The organism is Psychrobacter sp. JCM 18901 (genome assembly GCF_000586435.1).
Lineage (GTDB): Bacteria > Pseudomonadota > Gammaproteobacteria > Pseudomonadales > Moraxellaceae > Psychrobacter.
The window spans coordinates 198333-215188 of the sequence record NZ_BAWH01000001.1; the positions used below are offsets into that span (position 1 = coordinate 198333).

At 42.9% G+C, this 16856-nt stretch carries 10 protein-coding genes, 2 tRNA genes and 4 pseudogenes; 2 read left to right on the forward strand and 14 right to left on the reverse strand.

The window, feature by feature from the left end; genetic code table 11:
* Positions 1-426: 426 nt before the first annotated feature.
* Positions 427-2055 (forward strand): annotated as a pseudogene (locus tag TT11_RS00975) (long-chain-fatty-acid--CoA ligase).
* A 284-nt stretch (positions 2056-2339) separates the two neighbouring features.
* Here TT11_RS00975 and TT11_RS00980 read toward each other — a convergent pair.
* The 13 genes and pseudogenes from TT11_RS00980 to TT11_RS01045 all read right to left on the reverse strand — a co-directional run bounded on the left by TT11_RS00980 (position 2340) and on the right by TT11_RS01045 (position 13579).
* Positions 2340-2425, reverse strand: a tRNA-Leu gene (locus tag TT11_RS00980).
* Positions 2426-2549: 124 nt separating this feature from the next.
* Positions 2550-2623, reverse strand: a tRNA-Cys gene (locus tag TT11_RS00985).
* 182 nt (positions 2624-2805) lie between these two features.
* Complete coding sequence (locus TT11_RS00990; RefSeq protein WP_218870079.1) at positions 2806-2940, reverse strand: putative transporter small subunit; 135 nt, start codon at positions 2938-2940, stop codon at positions 2806-2808.
* Between the two features lie 119 nt (positions 2941-3059).
* Positions 3060-3620, reverse strand: coding sequence for a hypothetical protein (locus TT11_RS00995; protein WP_261868791.1), 561 nt, complete (start codon positions 3618-3620; stop codon positions 3060-3062).
* Between the two features lie 10 nt (positions 3621-3630).
* Complete coding sequence (locus TT11_RS01000; protein WP_370587742.1) at positions 3631-3972, reverse strand: hypothetical protein; 342 nt, start codon at positions 3970-3972, stop codon at positions 3631-3633.
* A 52-nt stretch (positions 3973-4024) separates the two neighbouring features.
* The gene (locus tag TT11_RS01005) at positions 4025-4423 is read right to left on the reverse strand and encodes a hypothetical protein (protein WP_261868792.1); all 399 of its coding nucleotides are present in this window, start codon (positions 4421-4423) and stop codon (positions 4025-4027) included.
* On the reverse strand, positions 4410-4598 hold the full coding sequence (locus tag TT11_RS01010) for a hypothetical protein (RefSeq protein WP_261868793.1): 189 nt from the start codon (positions 4596-4598) through the stop codon (positions 4410-4412). Before TT11_RS01010 ends, TT11_RS01005 begins: the two co-directional genes overlap by 14 nt.
* Positions 4599-5495: 897 nt before the next feature.
* A complete protein-coding gene (locus tag TT11_RS01015; protein ID WP_370587743.1) occupies positions 5496-6524 on the reverse strand; it encodes a formate dehydrogenase accessory sulfurtransferase FdhD in 1029 nt (342 codons plus the stop codon).
* A gap of 148 nt (positions 6525-6672) precedes the next feature.
* A pseudogene (locus TT11_RS01020) lies at positions 6673-8993 on the reverse strand (FdhF/YdeP family oxidoreductase).
* Positions 8994-9208: 215 nt separating this feature from the next.
* Positions 9209-10004, reverse strand: a pseudogene (locus TT11_RS01030) (ABC transporter ATP-binding protein).
* Positions 10005-10068: 64 nt separating this feature from the next.
* A complete protein-coding gene (locus TT11_RS01035; protein ID WP_101204314.1) occupies positions 10069-10968 on the reverse strand; it encodes an ABC transporter permease in 900 nt (299 codons plus the stop codon).
* Positions 10969-11411: 443 nt separating this feature from the next.
* Positions 11412-12452: an ABC transporter substrate-binding protein gene (locus TT11_RS01040; RefSeq protein ID WP_114700879.1), complete on the reverse strand. Its 1041-nt coding sequence runs from the start codon at positions 12450-12452 to the stop codon at positions 11412-11414.
* A 77-nt stretch (positions 12453-12529) separates the two neighbouring features.
* Positions 12530-13579 (reverse strand): annotated as a pseudogene (locus tag TT11_RS01045) (ABC transporter substrate-binding protein).
* Between the two features lie 603 nt (positions 13580-14182).
* Here TT11_RS01045 and TT11_RS01050 point away from each other — a divergent pair.
* Positions 14183-14437 carry a hypothetical protein gene (locus tag TT11_RS01050; RefSeq protein WP_261868797.1) on the forward strand — a complete coding sequence of 85 codons (255 nt, stop codon included), beginning with the start codon at positions 14183-14185 and terminating at the stop codon, positions 14435-14437.
* A gap of 240 nt (positions 14438-14677) precedes the next feature.
* Here the strand turns inward: TT11_RS01050 and metG are convergent, their stop codons facing one another.
* Complete coding sequence (gene metG, locus TT11_RS01055) at positions 14678-16771, reverse strand: methionine--tRNA ligase (protein ID WP_261868798.1); 2094 nt, start codon at positions 16769-16771, stop codon at positions 14678-14680.
* Positions 16772-16856 lie beyond the last annotated feature (85 nt).

Consider the following 16856-nt stretch of genomic DNA (forward strand, 5'->3'; position numbering starts at 1 on the left):
GGGTTGGCATTGAATAACAGCAAAATAAAAAAACGATTGTTGGTATTATGGTTGGTATCGTCTATTTTTAAATTGTTAATAATGTTTATTATCAGTTACTTATAGCTATGGTTTGGTTTCCGCCATCTCCACCAAACATTAAAAATCCGATCACTTAGGTGGTCGGATTTTTTTTGTCTAAATTTTATGGTTAATTAAAGAAACAATGATACCAATAAACTTTTGATGAGAAAGTAAAAACTATTTATATAGAGTAATCATCAAGTCTTTGAAGTTGAATCACAGTTTTTCGTCGCCTATGGAGAACATAATATTAACTTGTCTTAAAGAATAATTCTGATTATTCTTAGTTGAGGCCTATTCTTCGCATCAGGCAATGCAGTAGCAAGAATAAGCGGACTTTCAAATAACTACAGGGAATGTATTATGTTAGGAAAAATGATGTATCAGCCATTGCTGATCAGTGGTCTAATCGAACACGCTGCCCGTTATCATGGCGATACGGCGGTTTTGTCCAAAGAAGTCGATGGACAGATGACTCATACCAATTGGCGTACTGTCTCAGATAACTCAAAACGATTGGCCAATGCGTTGGCTACACTGGGACTTCAATCATCAGAACGCATAGCGACCTTGGCTTGGAATAATCGTCGTCATTTAGAAGCTTGGTATGCGATTTCAGGTAGTGGCATGGTTTGCCATACTATCAATCCACGTTTGTTCCCTGAGCAGCTTAGCTACATTATCAATGACGCTGATGATCGAGTACTGTTTTTGATACTACTTTCCTACCGTTAATTATGGCAATCAAAGAGCATATCAAAGGTGTTGAACACTTCATTTGTCTAAGTGATCGAGATGATAGTATCGTAGAAAAACTGCCTAATGTATTGTTCTTTGATGAGCTATTAGCAGAAAATTCTACTGACTTTGACTGGCCTCAATTCGATGAAGCAACAGCCAGCTCTTTATGCTACACATCAGGAACTACTGGTAACCCTAAAGGGATTTTATATACGCATCGCTCTTCTGTGCTACATGCGATGGCGTTATGCATGCCTGATGTCTCCGCGCTCTCTGCACAAGACGTTTTGTTACCCGTGGTACCGATGTTCCATGTCAATGCGTGGGGCACGCCTTATGCAGCTGCCTTGACTGGTTGCTCTCTCATACTTCCTGGTCCAAATCTCGATGGTGATAGTCTGGTATCTCTTATTGATGATTGTCATGTCACGGTTGCTTTGGGTGTTCCAACGATTTGGCAAAGTCTATTGACCGCTGCCAAAGCCCGAGGTAGCAAGCTTGATAGTATGACGCGTACCATTGTCGGAGGGGCGGCATGTCCACCATCGGTAATCAAAACGTTTAGAGAAGACTTTAACTGCGATGCGGTGCATGGTTGGGGCATGACAGAAACTAGCCACTTGGAACGATGAATCAAATAAAAGCCAAGCATAAATCGCTGAGTAAAGATGAGATTAATGAGTTGCGTAACTCTCAAGGTCGTCCGCCCTACGGCGTTCAGCTACGTCTCATAGATACTGATGAACCGCTACAGCGAGTCGAAGAAGATGGTATGTCTCAAGGTCGTTTACAGATCAAAGGTCATTGGATCATCAATGACTATTACACAGAAAATCCTGATGCGATAACTGAAGATGGTTGGTTCGACACAGGCGATATTGCAACCATTGATGCCGATGGCTATATGAATATTCGGGATCGCTCAAAAGATTTGATCAAATCTGGTGGAGAGTGGATATCGTCAGTAGAGCTTGAAAACATCGCAGTCGCCCATCCGCAGATAAGAATGGCGGCCGCTATTGCTGCAAAGCATAAAAAAATGGAGCGAGCGCCCAGTATTGATTGTGGTGAAAGAACCAGATTCAGAAATCGATGAGTCGCAAGTGCTGAGCTTTTACGAAGGTAAAATCGCCAGCTGGCAAATACCCGATAAAGTCATATTTGTAGATAATATCGTCCTAAATGGCGCTGGGAAAATGGTCAAAAAAAGATCTGCGTGATGACTATGGCAATGTGTTATTAGGTAGCTGATTTGGCTGTTAAGAGCATAAATTGATAATGCTACTTGCCAAACCAAGTGTGTAATCTAGATAGGTTTTTTTAAGAATAGTGGTATAGGTGAGTAGGGCGTTTGAGATGCTCGTCATCTATATCGCTTGTCATGATCATTATTTCAAATGAGCACTGACAGGTTAAGGTACATCAGATGCACGGATTGGGCTAGATAAGACAGGACAGTATAGAACGCCAGATACAGCAAAGCCCCTGATATCAGGGGCTTTGGATGTTCTATAAGATAGTATAGGACTATGTAATGGTACCCGGAGCGGACTTGAACCGGCACGCTATTGCTAGCGAGGGATTTTAAATCCCTTGTGTCTACCAATTTCACCACCCGGGCAAAACTTGTTTTATCTAAGATGTAAACTAGCTGATAGACCATCTAGTTACTAGATAAGTGGTCGCTATTATAATCGGTTGTGATAATAATGCAAGCCAAAATTAACGTAAAGTTAATAAATAATTGGAGGCTGGAGTCGGAATCGAACCGGCGTTAACGGAGTTGCAGTCCGCTGCATGACCACTCTGCCATCCAGCCAATCAAGGTCGCCTATATTAGCAAAAATATAGTAAATTACAAGTCCTTTTTTTCATTAAAAACAGCTTATTTATTATCTTATCTATATTTAGCCCCAATTTAGAAGCGTTTATACTGTTAATAGGCTTTTTCAAACTATTAGTAAACCAGTGTTTGATGATGATGGTTTAAAATATAGTGCGCTAAACTATATCTCTATTGTTACGTTTGGCACTTTTCACATCACGATAAGTGGCCGTGCAAATTAATACGAGTACGCCAAGAGTAATGGCGGGCCAAATTAAGATATATAAGCCGTAGATAAAGACGTTGTCCATGATATCTCCTTATAATATTGCTAAGTAAGTAGCGATTAGCCAAATACTTCTGGCCAATCGGCACTTGGATAAAGCGACTTTGATTTAAGATTTAAGATTTAAGATTTAAGATTTAAGATTTAAGATTTAAGTGACGATGGGATTTCCGACTTTTTATCGTAATTGCCCACGCGCTGCTTAATTAAATCGAAGTCGAAGTGTTCATCCCCCATCAGGCTGATAATCACACAGACGACAGTACTAGCGCCGTAAGCTGTTAGAGAAGCTAGCAGGACCATATATTGACGTAAGAAGCCAGTAGCGAAGATAAGCATCAGCACAAGCGTGATAGCTGCGGCGACCATGCCAATCTTACGACCTAAGAATCCAAAGACCATTAGCCCAATAACAACCGCTGCACCGACACTGGCCAGTATTTCAAAGAATAGGGCGGTGACACCAGTGATTGGGAGTAATTCGAAACGGGCAACGCAAAATAAGAGTAGTCCGACGATAACTGCTGAGGTAAAGGCAGTATTGGTGACGCGATTCCAAAACACACTGGCGATAACAGGGAAGACAATAGCCCCCCATAGTGCACCAACAAATACTAGCATGACGAGAATATCAAGCTTAAAGCTCGCAAAAATTAGTCCAGCTGCTGTCGCAACAATCATCGTGCCGCGACCAATTAGCATCATTGTTTTAGGTTTAACATGGCCTTTTTTTGGCGATATTTTTACCGTAGACATCAGCCATCATAATGGTTGATAGCGCTGATAAATCTGAGTCAGCGGTCGAGGACAACGACCCAATCACTAAGATAAAGAATAAGGCGATAAAGACAGGATGCAGATAAGTACTGACCATTTGAGGAATGAGGTTATTCATATTGCCATCGAGTGGCTCCACGCCAATCGTCACAGCCATTAGTCCAATCATTCCAAGACCAATAACGATACCAGCATAGCCGACTGTAGCAGTGATAAACGTCGCTTTAATCTTAGTTTTATCAATCGCAAATAGGCGCTGAGTGATGGTTTGATTACCGATAGCATATGCTAATACAGCGACGAAGTAAGGCGCACCTTGTTGAAAGAATGCCTCAGAGGAGAAAAAAGTTCTGCTGCTCTAACGTCAGGTTCGACAGCCCGCTGACCATAACCTCAGGGCCACCCATGCCAAATAACACGGCGGGAATAATGACAATGCCAATGGCCATTAGAGCGACCAACTGGGCGAAATCCGTAAAGACAGATGCTCGAAACCCTGATGTCAATGTATAACTCAGGACACCGATACCTGCGATCATTACCCCTGTTTGGAACGATAATGGCGACAGGACTGACACCAATGCCCCAGCAGCGGTAAAGTTGACCATCAAGCTAATTAAACTGCCCATAATATTGGATATGGCTAAGATTAATTGGCTTGATGAACCGTGGCGGGCATGAATCAGTTCACCTAGTGTATGGCCATCTGGTGCCAATTCACGAAAGCGCATACCAAAAGTAGATGAATAAAATCATCAATGCACCCCAAAAGCCATAATGTATCGGCCCTGATACGCCGTACTTATAGCCAGAGGTGGCCGCAGCGTAAAATGAGGCTGCCCAAATCCAAGTGGCGGTCATGCTGGCTGCACCCATACCAAAGCCAACACCGTGACCTGCGACCATAAATCCAGAAGTTGTCTCTTTATCTTTTTTTGATTAATAAGGACAGTAAATAGGTGCCGCCATAAAATGCTAATAATAATAAAATAATCGTTAATGATGAAAATTGGAACAATGACTCAGTTTTCAAACTCAGACCTCGCAATTGTTAGTTGATGAATAAAGTTCAGCAAAAATGAAAGATACCAAACCATTAGGAATACAGCATAGCCTACACAGTCCTCATACCGAACGTATGTGGCTAATATAAATAGCGAAAATACCAACTGCAGTGGTAAGCAAATGCTAAGTGTTACGCCCAAATCTTAATGAGACAGATACTGTCAAATCAAAAAGACAGGGACTACTTTCAATAGGCGTCAGTTAATGGGTAAACCATCACGCTATTAATAGGCATACACAAAGGTAGCTACATGCTAAAGAAAACTCATGTGATGAGTGTCTATAGCGGAATTACGAATAAGCACTAAGCCATGATAAAATGACCCGAACTCGATTTAGACAGCCTTATCAGCTGTAATAAACAATAGCTGAGAAATCTCTACTCATCTATTGCGATTGATGTGTTACTAAGCGGCATTAATAAATAAAACTACATACTTGTTAAGTGCCTGTAACATATTTGCGCGATAAGAGTAACCTATTATGTCACTAACCTCAAACATTATCCGATATTTACCAGACAATGACCGCAGATGACATATAAGTATTTGTTTAAAGAGATTCAATGATATTTTTAATAAGCCATTGAAAAAATAGGGCTTTATTATGAGCAGCATCAAGTGATATATCATTATGAGCAAAATTTCACCTATGAATGATTAGCTGAAGTTTTCATTAGAAAGAAATAGATGATGGGCGATAGATGGGTGCTCTCAATGAACAAGTAGACGTGAATTTTTATATATTATCTTGTTTGGTATAGTAAGTGACTCGGTTATCACGTAAAAATCCAGCCAATCCAAGGCCATAACGCTCAGCCACGCGCACTGCTGTACTGGTAGGCGCTGACATGCCAACTAGCCACGGGATTTGACTTCGAATAGACTTTTGAACCAGTTCAATAGAGAGACGCGAAGTCATAAGCACACAGCTAACGTCTGCTTTTTGGCGTAATTGCCAACCGATGAGTTTATCAAGTGCATTATGGCGGCCTACATCCTCAAATAAATACAGCTGCTGATTATGTATCGTTGCTGCGGCATGTACCGCACCTGTCAGCTGATGTGTATGCTGCGCGGCATCCACTTGTTGACGCAGTGCCAATAGGGAGTCAAGACTTGGTGCGACCGTTTGAATGTCATTTATACCTTTTTGTCGGTTATGTTCATAGTGTAAATGGTCTGGTGAGTAAGCGCTTAAATCAGGCAAAGCTTGTGTTAGTCCAGTAATACCGCACATACCGCAGCCCGTACGCCCTGCTAGCTGACGTTTTTGTGCTTGGATACGTTGATGGCAGCGTTGGCTTAATACTAGTTCCACGACATATATATCGTAATCTTGAAATTGTTCTAAGCTTTGCTCAATTGATACTGAGTCAAGGCTTTCATCATTCGAATCTTGAGCAAACTTCTGGTAGCTAGCGATATCTGCAAGGTGAGTCACTTCCCAGTCGAGTAACTCGTGACTGTATTGAATTAATCCTTCGCTAAATAAAAACCCAACCGCTAAATATTCTAGCTGATGAGGACTGGCCATCAACACAGCATAGTGAATCCCATTAATGATGATAGAGACCGCAGCTTCGACTGCTAAGCTGGTGCTCTGAGATTCAATTTGAAGGTGAGAGTCATGATTAGGATTATTGTTAATTGACGGATAATGATGCTTGTGTGCAAAATGACCACGAGCGAGTGGTGTCTCTGACAACCTATCATCGTTAGACAGCTCAGGTGTAACTATCTTAGTGCTAGTTGAATTATCTATCATAGTAGGGTCAATAAAAGCATCACTTTGCTCAGCGTTATCTTCAATGGTTATCACGATTTATTATGGCCTAAAATTATGAGCATGCTTATGGTCATATAGAGGTAGAGCCAATGAAATTTTCATTCTCATTGGCTCTTCGCAGTATGATTTACGCAGGCGTAGCGATCGACGTATTTGCCTCTACGCGCTTTAAAATGACAGTGGTCGATTTGTACGCTGGGATATGAGAATCTGGCGCATGTGTCTCTAAATCAAAGAGGTCGTTGCACTCAGGATAGTAAGCAGCGACAGCGTTAGAGGCAATATCCATCTCGCTCAATACCAATGGGCCTAATACGCGCGGTTGCTCTAGGCTGTCTTTGGCACGCTGGCGAGTGACCATAACACGGTCACCTTTTTGCCAACCTAAACGACTTATTTCATCAGGGTGCATGAATAGCACATCACGGCGATCCGTCTGACGATAGCGGTCTTTAAACCCAAAAATCATAGTGTTGAACTGGTCATGGCTACGGACACTGGTCAACTGCCAAACTTTTTGTGCTGTATCTGCATGCTCATCGATATCGTTTGCGGCTGCCATTTGTGCTGCGACAAAAGTAATCGGATATTGTGGTACTTCAAACTGAGCTTTGCCGCTTTCGGTATTCCATACACGATGACGCGCCGCATGATACAAATGAAAGCCACGCTCAGAGGTGCGAATACGTTGATTGAAGTCTTCAAATCCATTAATCGCTTGAGCGATATAGTCTCGAATAATATCGAAATCTTCACTCATCGCCAGCCAAGGAATAGACGTGTCGGCGCCGAGTACATGGGTCGCAATATCCGCCACGATTTGTGCTTCAGATTTTAAAGTATCACTAACAGGTTTGAGCTTACCTTGAGTTGGTACGATCTGACACATAGAGTCTTCGATAGTGGCAAACTGCTCACCCTTTGTGGTGACAATACGTTCGGTACGGCCTAGGCATGGCAAGATCAAATTATTAGCACCGGGGTATAGCATAGTCTCATTGAGCTTAGTACCGACAAATATATTAAGCTGAGTAGTGGTTAGTGCTTGTTCAATGGCGCTGGTATCAGGGGCAGCCACTGCGTAGTTACCACCCATGCCCATAAAGACTTTTAATTTACCTGCGATAAGAGCCTTGGCACCTGTGACGACATCGTAGCCATGCTCTTGCGGCATAGGGTGCTCAAATACACGCTCTAAACTGTCTAGTAAGCTTTTGCTAGGACGCTCGTGGATACCCATTGTGCGATCGCCCTGTACGTTGGAGTGCCCACGTACTGGAGATGCACCAGCGCCATCAATACCGATCATGCCCATCAGCAGTAGCAAGTTGGTAATCATCGCGACATTGTCATCACCCTGCACGTGCTGAGTAATGCCCATGCCCCAAGTGCAAATCGTTGCTGGACTATCAGCCACGAGCTCAGCGAGATTAATAATATCTGTCTGAGAAATACCGCAGCCAAGTGTGATATCTGACCATGATTGCTCTGTTAGCCACTGTTTTAGAGGTTCAAAGCCTGAAGTATGAGTGGTAATAAACTCATAATTTATTTTATCGTTTTCGATTAACCACTTGGCAATGCCCGTCAATAAGGCTGCATCACCGCCGATTTGAATTTGAATAACATCATCAACCATGTCAGCACTTTGACCGGCTGCCATGTGTGTTGGTTTTTGTGGATTTCTGAACTTGCTTAAACCTTGTTCACGCATGGGGTTGATTGAGATGATTCGACAGCCTTGCTCATGCGCATGGGCGAGCATCTCTAGCATACGTGGATGGTTAGTCGCTGGGTTTTGCCCAAACATCAATATCAGATTGGCTTGCTCAAAATCTTCTAACATCACGGTCGCTTTACCAATACCTAGCTGTCTGCTTAGCATTACTGAGGTTGGCTCGTGACACATATTTGAGCAATCAGGCAAATTATTGGTACCAAAGCAGCGTACGAATAACTGAAATAAGAAGGCAGGCTCATTAGTCACACGGCCTGATGTATAAAATAATGCCTCATCCGGTGAATCTAGCTGTCCTAACTGCTCAGCGATCAGTCTATAAGCAGCTTCCCAAGGGATAGGAACATAGCGATCTTGCGCCGCATCGTAATACATTGGCTCTGATAAACGACCACTATGCTCAAGCTCGTAACCAGTCCAGCCTGTAGTTCAGTGACAGTATATCTTGCAAAAAACTCGGCATCTGCTTTGTGGGTCATGGTCTCACTGGCAATGACTTTAATGCCGTTCTCACAGACATCGATGGCTTTGTGTGACTTATGGTCAGGCCATGCACAGCCTGGGCAGTCAAATCCGCCTTGCGGCTGATTGCTTTTGAATACACTTATACCACCGCGCAAAAATGTCTTATAGTCCATTAGCTTTTGGGTAGAGGAGATCAGCGCAGGCCAACCAGCAGCAGGGTGGGAGTAGATAGGAATTTTGCGCATGACAGACCTCATATAGTAAGTGACAACGGCGAAGCTTTGATAGACAACAACTATATAATGGTCAGTGAAAAGTTAATATAATCATTAACTATAGATAACAAAAAACCTCCAAGAAAAATCAATTCTCTTGGAGGTCTTAGAAGTTGTCGAACATGGTTATATTCGACAGGTACAAATTTATAAGTCGTAAGTTATTGGCAGTATTAGCTCAAAACTTAGCTTAAAATCAGGCTATCGTCTTCAACTTTTTCACCACGTGTTTGCTCAAACATATCGAGTAGATCATGTACAGTCATGCCTTTGCGAATGTCACCAGCCACATCTAGCACTACTTGACCTTGGTGCAGCATAACGGTGCGTGTACCATGTGCCAATGCTTGTTGCATTGAGTGGGTGACCATCATGGTAGTGAGTTTGTTGTCAGTGACGATTTTATCTGTCAACTCTAAGACAAAAGCGGCAGTTTTTGGATCGAGAGCAGCAGTATGCTCATCAAGTAGCAAAATCTTAGAGGGCTGCAATGATGCCATCAGCAGACTTACTGCCTGGCGTTGGCCGCCAGAGAGCAGACCCATACGATCGGTCAAACGATTTTCTAAACCTAATTTTAAAACGGATAGTTTTTCTCGAAACAAATCACGGTTGTTCTGGTTCAATGCAAACTTCAAACCGCGATTACCGCCGCGTTTGTAGCCAAAGCCATATTTTCTTCAATCGTTAGCGCTTCACAAGTGCCCGCCATCGGATCCTGAAAGACACGAGCAACCCAATGCGCACGTTGATGAGCAGATTTCTTAGTTACATCAATGCCATTTAGCAAGATTGAGCCACTATCGACGCGCGTCGTACCGCTTACTGCGTTCAAAAAAAAGTAGATTTACCTGCACCATTGGTACCAATGACAGTGACAAATTCACCATCAGCAATATTTAAGCTGATACCACGTAGGGCAGGGTTTTCGATAGGCGTGCCTGGGTTAAAGGTCAACCGTAAATCGGTGGCTTGCATCATAATCGTTATTCCTTATTATCTCTTCAAGCATCGCAAGTGTTATAAATACCTGCTTTGACTGTCATTAGGCGCGAACTTTGCGCGATAAAAACTTGGTTTTCGCTTTTGGCAATACCAAGGCTAGTACCACGAGCAATGCGGTAATCAAGTTCAAATCCTGTGGTCCAAAGCCGATGCTACGTAGCGTATCGCTTGATAGTGCAACCTGAATAAACAGTTTGTACAATACCGCGCCGACAACAACGGCAAAGGTGATCAGCCAAATACGCTTGGCAGGAATGATTGTCTCACCGATGATGACTGCTGCTAGACCGATAACGATCGTACCGATACCAATCGAGATATCTGCACCACCCTGAGTCTGCACAAACAGCGCTCCCGCTAAGGCAATCAAACCGTTAGAAATCGCCATACCGATGATTGTCATCCACGAGGTATTGATACCTTGCGCCTGTGCCATTCTTAGGTTTGAGCCAGTAGCACGCATCGACAGACCTGTCTCAGTGCTATAGAACCAGTTCAAAAATAACATGGCGGCTGCGACAACGACACCAATAATCAGGCAGCGCATCCAATAACCATTACCATCGGTCACCAAGGTGCTAAACACTGTGGTTTCGCCAAGCAAGGGTAGGTTTGGCGCGCCCATGATGCGTAGGTTGACAGAATATAAAGCAACCATGACCAAAATACTGGCAAGCAGCTGCAAGATGCCAAGTTTGACATGTAGCCATGCCGTGACGATACCAGCGACTGAACCTGCTAACATCCCAAAAGCACAGGCCAACCATGGGTTGATACCAGCGATGATAGAAATACCAGCGACTGCACCACCTAACGGGAAACTACCGTCAGCGGTCAAATCTGGAAAGTCGAGCGTACGAAATGAGATAAGCACACCGAGTGCTACTAGGCCATAAATCAGACCACTTTCAAGCGCACCAAAAAAAGCAATTAAAGACATAAGAGATCAGTAAGTCATAACCAAGTGTCTAGCGTATGGTACCAAGATAAGTAAATGGCAATTGCCAAAATCATCTATCTGCTAAACAGCTAAGCGGTGAATTTAACAGATTAAGCAATCTGCGGTTAGGGTAAACCAAAACATATCACGATTAACAGCGATCATAAGCTACCTTCGTTTGAAGCGATGGTTTAAGGAACTGCAATGTAATCAATCAACATATCATCTACTTAACAAGTATCAGATAAATTGTCAGACAAATACAGCACTATCAAACACGCTTGCAAAAAAAGACTCTGTTTAGACAAGAAGCCCAGCCTAATGACTCATAGCTGGGTTTCTTATTTAATCAGTAGCCGTATACTTTAAGGTATGCAACACAGTATTAAGTAGTGTCGCTATCTTATTTATACCTGCTATTGTGAGCCAAATACAAAGGTGCGTTATTCTACCACTTCTTTAGCTTTATCGATAACCGCTTGTGGCAACGTGATGCCTTCTTCTTTAGCGTGTTTTGGACTGACGTATAGATCAAGCGCTTGTGGAGTGTAAACAGGGATAGCGCCTGCTTTTTCACCGTTTAAGATACGTACGACAATTTTACCAGTTTCGCGGCCAAGCTCATAGTAGTTCACACCTAGAGCAGCAACGGCACCGCGCTCAACTGAGCTAGTATCTGAGGCAATTAGAGGAATCTTGCTTTGTTTGGCGATTTGATAAAGTGATTCGTACGCTGATACTACGTTGTTGTCAGTTGAAGTATAGATCATATCGACCTTACCTTCGAGACTACGGGCTGCCATCGCGATGTCGTTACTACGCTGTGCAGGTGCTTCAAGTACATTGATACCGAGTGGTGTTAGCTTCTCTTTTAGATTTTTTAAGATAATCGTTGAGTTGACTTCACCTGGGCTATAGACATAACCGACGTTCTTTAATGATGGAATGATTTGACGCATCAAATCAATCTGTGGCTCATACGGTAGGGCATCTGATGCGCCTGTAACGTTGGTGCCAGATCCATCTAACTTAGGTACCAGTTTGGCTGCTACTGGATCAGTAACTGCTGAGAATACCAATGGAATGCTGCTAGTAGAAGCGGCAACAGACTGCGCAGAGGGTGTTGCGATAGCGACGATAACGTCTGGCGCATCAGCGACAAATTGTTTGGCAATCTGACCAGCAGTAGCAGTGTTTCCTTGCGCGCTTTGGAAGTTAACGGTTAAGTTTTCACCGTCCTTGAAGCCTGCTTCGTTTAGCTCGTCGATGACACCTTTACGTACATCATCAAGCGCTGGATGTTCGACGATAGCGGTAATAGCAACGGTTTTCATAGCTGTCGCTGCATCACCAGTAGCGGCGGCATCCGTGGAGCCATCATCTTGTGCTGATTGGTTACAACCAGTCAAGATAGCAGTACATACACCGCCTAATAATAAAGCCTTACCGAAATTAAAACGACCAAAACGATTTTGAGACAACATGGGTCTTACTCCTAAAATAATAGTGTGTCCGTACACTATATAAATAATTGACGAGCTAATAGATAGCTTACTACTTTTTATTTGGTTTCGGCATCAATATCAACATTGATGGCGTTTTTTTAGTAATTCTGCTGGCAAGCTGACACCTTGTGTTTTGGCGTGCTTAGGACTGACATATAGGGTCAGATCATTCATGACTTCAGGTTTGATAGTATTGACCGCTTCGCCATTTAATACGCGATATACCATCTTGCCAGTAGTACGACCAAAATCATAGTCATTAACACCAAGCGCAGCAGTGGCACCGCGTTTTACACTGAATTCATCAGACGCGATAATTGGTAACTTTAGCTCATTTGCTGCTTGGGTCATGGCCTCAAAGGCAGACGCAACATTGTTGTCAAATGAGGTATAAATGATATCTGCACGTCCTTGCAAGCTGCGCGTCGCCATACCGATATCTGTTGGACGATTGGCAGGAATGTCTAATAGTGACAGACCTCGTGCTGGTAGAGCTTGTTTTAGGTTCTCACGCAATGACACTGAGTTTGCCTCACCTGGCTATAGACATAACCAATGGTCTTTAAGTCGGGTTTTATCTGCTGTAATAAATCCAATTGCGGCTCTAGTGGCAACTGGCTTGAGAGTCCAGTCAAATTGCTTTGAAAAGGCTTGCCATCTGCCGTGATGAGTTTGGCACCCAATGGATCTGACACAGCAGTGTAGATAATAGGGATAGTGGTGGTCGCGGCTACCACTGACTGCGCAGAAGGCGTTGAGATTGCTACGATTGCATCAGGGTTGTCTCCTGCAAATTGCTTGGCAATCTGTCCTGCAGTCGCTGTATTTCCTTGCGCACTTTGAAAGTTAACAGTTAGGTTTTGACCTTCGACATAACCGTTATCTGCCAACTCATCAATAATACCGCGGCGCATATCATCTAATGATGGATGCTCAACGATTTGAGTAATGGCAATAGATTTGGCAGGTTTGTCTGTAGCCGTACTATTTTCAGCAGTCGCTGTGGTCTCGGTAGAGGAGTTTGAGCAGCCGATTAGTCCCAGTGTGCTAATGGCGCTAAGAGCAACGCCATATAGGCTTAAGCGTAGAGTAGAAGCGATAGTCATTATTAGGTTAACTCATAGGTTATATCAATCGCAAAAACCAAGTAGATACGGCCAGACTGACTGAGCTACTAACTTATATAGTAGTCATTTTGCTCATCTGTTTGGTGTACTTTGGTTTTTTACCATGATATTGAAGAATGCAGATTAGCCAAGTCAATGCTATGTTGATGCTGAGATAGCAGGCTAACAATTAAATAAAGTAATCGTTCCATCGATTATTATGTTCATATTATGACAGTAATGTAAGTTATCGCAATAAGAAATTAATCTGTAGCGGTCATGGTGATGGATAATAAAAAAATCATCACTTCTTTTTATCTTATTAAGACGCGTGATGCATTGAAGCTCTTATGTAGATCTGAATATAACGGATGCCGCTAGGGTACTTTTGTTTGCTCAAACCATATGCAAAACGCTTACATCCTAGCAACGCATCTATTACGTACTCACTTCATAATTAACGTAAGCTAATTTTCATACGAGAAACATGATAATTTTAAAGATAATCCAGTCATTTTGTTGACATTGTACTGCCATAGTGGATATGAAGTAGTCCTTATAACTTATCTAACTTTTTCGAATGACCATTTTAAGGATAATATTATGAACACTGCTAATCTTAAATTATTAACCATCGCCGGTATAACAGCCACTTCTTTGATTGGATTGCCTGCTATGGCAAAAGATGGTCATGGAAACGGGCACGGTAATGGACATGGTAACAGCAAAGGTAACTCTGCCCATGTTAGTAAAAACTATAAGCATAATGCAATGCCCACCCAAGTATTAACGCTTATCGTAATGCTAGCCCAAATGCTTCATTTAAGCGTGATCTTGATAGATACGGTTATAGAGTAGTCGGCAAGATTGATAGAAGGGATTATGATCGCTCTGTCGTTTTAGACCGTTATGATGACCGTTACGTTCGTATTCGTACGCCAGAAAATAATATTGTGACGGTGATTAATGATACGTTGCAGATTATCGATATTTTGAGTAGATAGGTATCAGGCTTGGTTTTTAGTCATTTGCTAAATCAACCATAAAAAAGATGCCGCTTAGGGCATCTTTTTTATTTCTTAATCCTAAAAATAACAGCTAAGCCAATACATCACCAACAACACAAGCATCCGGTAAGGTAACGACAGTTAAGCCTGTCTTTGGCTCGCCAGTTGACAATACCATACCTTCTGATACGCCAAATTTCATCTTACGTGGGGCAAGGTTGGTCACGCAAATAACCTTTTTATTAATCAATTGCTCAGGCTCATAGAACTTACGAATACCGCTAAACACATTGCGTGGCTTGTCTTCACCAACGTCTAGTGTGAACTGTAGTAACTTATCAGCACCTTCTACATGGTTACAGGCTAAAACGTGTGCAACTTTCATCTCGACTTTGGCAAAGTCTTCGATACCAATATAGTCAGTTTGCTCAGCATCTGCATTTGTTGCAGGTGCTTTTTCGTTTGCGGCAGGCTTACTACTTTCAGTCGCAGCAGGAGCGTCTGCTTGAGTTAAGGATGCTTTAGAATCTTCTACCATTGCTTCAATATCTTTTTCTTCGATACGCTGCATTAGTGGTTTGAACTTATTGATTTTATGTCCTAGTAACCACTCATTACGACTGGCAAAACTTAAGTCATCAAGGTTCAAAAACTCTTTGGCATTATTAGTCAGTTCAGGTAATACTGGCGCGAGATAAACCATCAATTGTCGGAAGATATTGATAGCGACCGAGCAGACGTCTTGAACTTCTTGCTCAGTACCTTCCAACTTCGCTAATGACCATGGTTTTTTGGCATCGATATATTCGTTGGCTTTGTCCGCACATTGCATGATTAGGCGCATGGCACGTGAGAATTCACGGTTCTCATAAGCAGCAGCAATCTCATCGCCCGTTTTGGTGATGTCTTCTAACAGCTCTGATTCGACGCAAACTTCTGACAGTATACCGTCGTACTTCTTAACCAAGAATCCTGCACTACGACTGGCGATGTTAACGACTTTACCAACCAAGTCAGAGTTGACCTTTTGCATAAAGTCTTCTAAATCTAAGTTGATGTCTTCAACTTTATCAGACAGTTTGCTGGCGAAATAATAACGCAGGTATTCAGGATGTAAGTGCTCAGCATACGTCTCGGCTTTGATAAAAGTACCGCGTGACTTACTCATTTTTTCGCCATTGACCATCAAGAAACCATGGGCAAAGACGCCAGTCGGCGTACGCAGTTCACTACCTGCTAGCATCGCTGGCCAAAACAAGGCATGGAAGTAAACGATGTCTTTACCGATGAAGTGATAAACTTCAGTTTTGTGCTCGTTTTCTTGTGCCCAGTAGCGGTCAAAATCAAGCGCTTGGTCTGTTCCTGCACGCTTATCACAGAGGTTTTTAAAGCTTGCCATGTAGCCAACTGGCGCATCTAGCCACACATAAAAGTATTTGTCTGGCTCATCGCTTGGGGTATCTGGGATTTGGAAACCGAAGTAGGGTGCATCGCGTGAGATATCCCAGCTGGCAAGTCCTGCCTCAAACCATTCTTGAAGTTTGTTGGCGACTGACGTTTGCAAACGGTTGTCACTGCGCGTCCAGTCTTTTAGGAACTGTTCAAACTCTGGCAAGTCAAAGAAATAATGCTTAGAGGTTTTGAGCACAGGCGTTGCATTAGACAGTGTCGAATGTGGGTCTTTTAGATCCGTTGCATCATAAGTGGTGCCACATACTTCACAGTTATCGCCGTACTGGTCTGGTGAATCACACTCTGGACAAGTACCTTTGACAAAGCGATCAGCTAGAAATAATTGCTTTTCAGGATCAAATAGTTGCTCGACATCCTTTGTGCTGATATGACCAGCATCATTGAGACGACGATAAATCAGCTCAGAGAACTGTTTGTTTTCTTCTGAATGCGTGCTGTGGTAGTTATCAAAGTTGATAAGGAACTTTGAAAAATCCGCTTCATGTGAGGCTTTAACTGAGGCAATTTGTTCCTCTGGCGTTACGCCATTGGCCTCTGCTTTGAGCATGATTGCCGTACCGTGTGCATCATCCGCGCAGACATAGGTGACCTGATGGCCTTGCGCTTTCATCGCACGTACCCAAATGTCAGTCTGAATATATTCTACAAGATGCCCCAAATGGATATAGCCATTGGCGTAGGGCAGCGCACTGGTTACTAGAATCTCACGCACAAAATCACCTATATTTTTATATAAACGGGTTAGTTATCGAACATCTTAAGCGGCTCATCGCTCATAGATGCGACATCGTTAATGC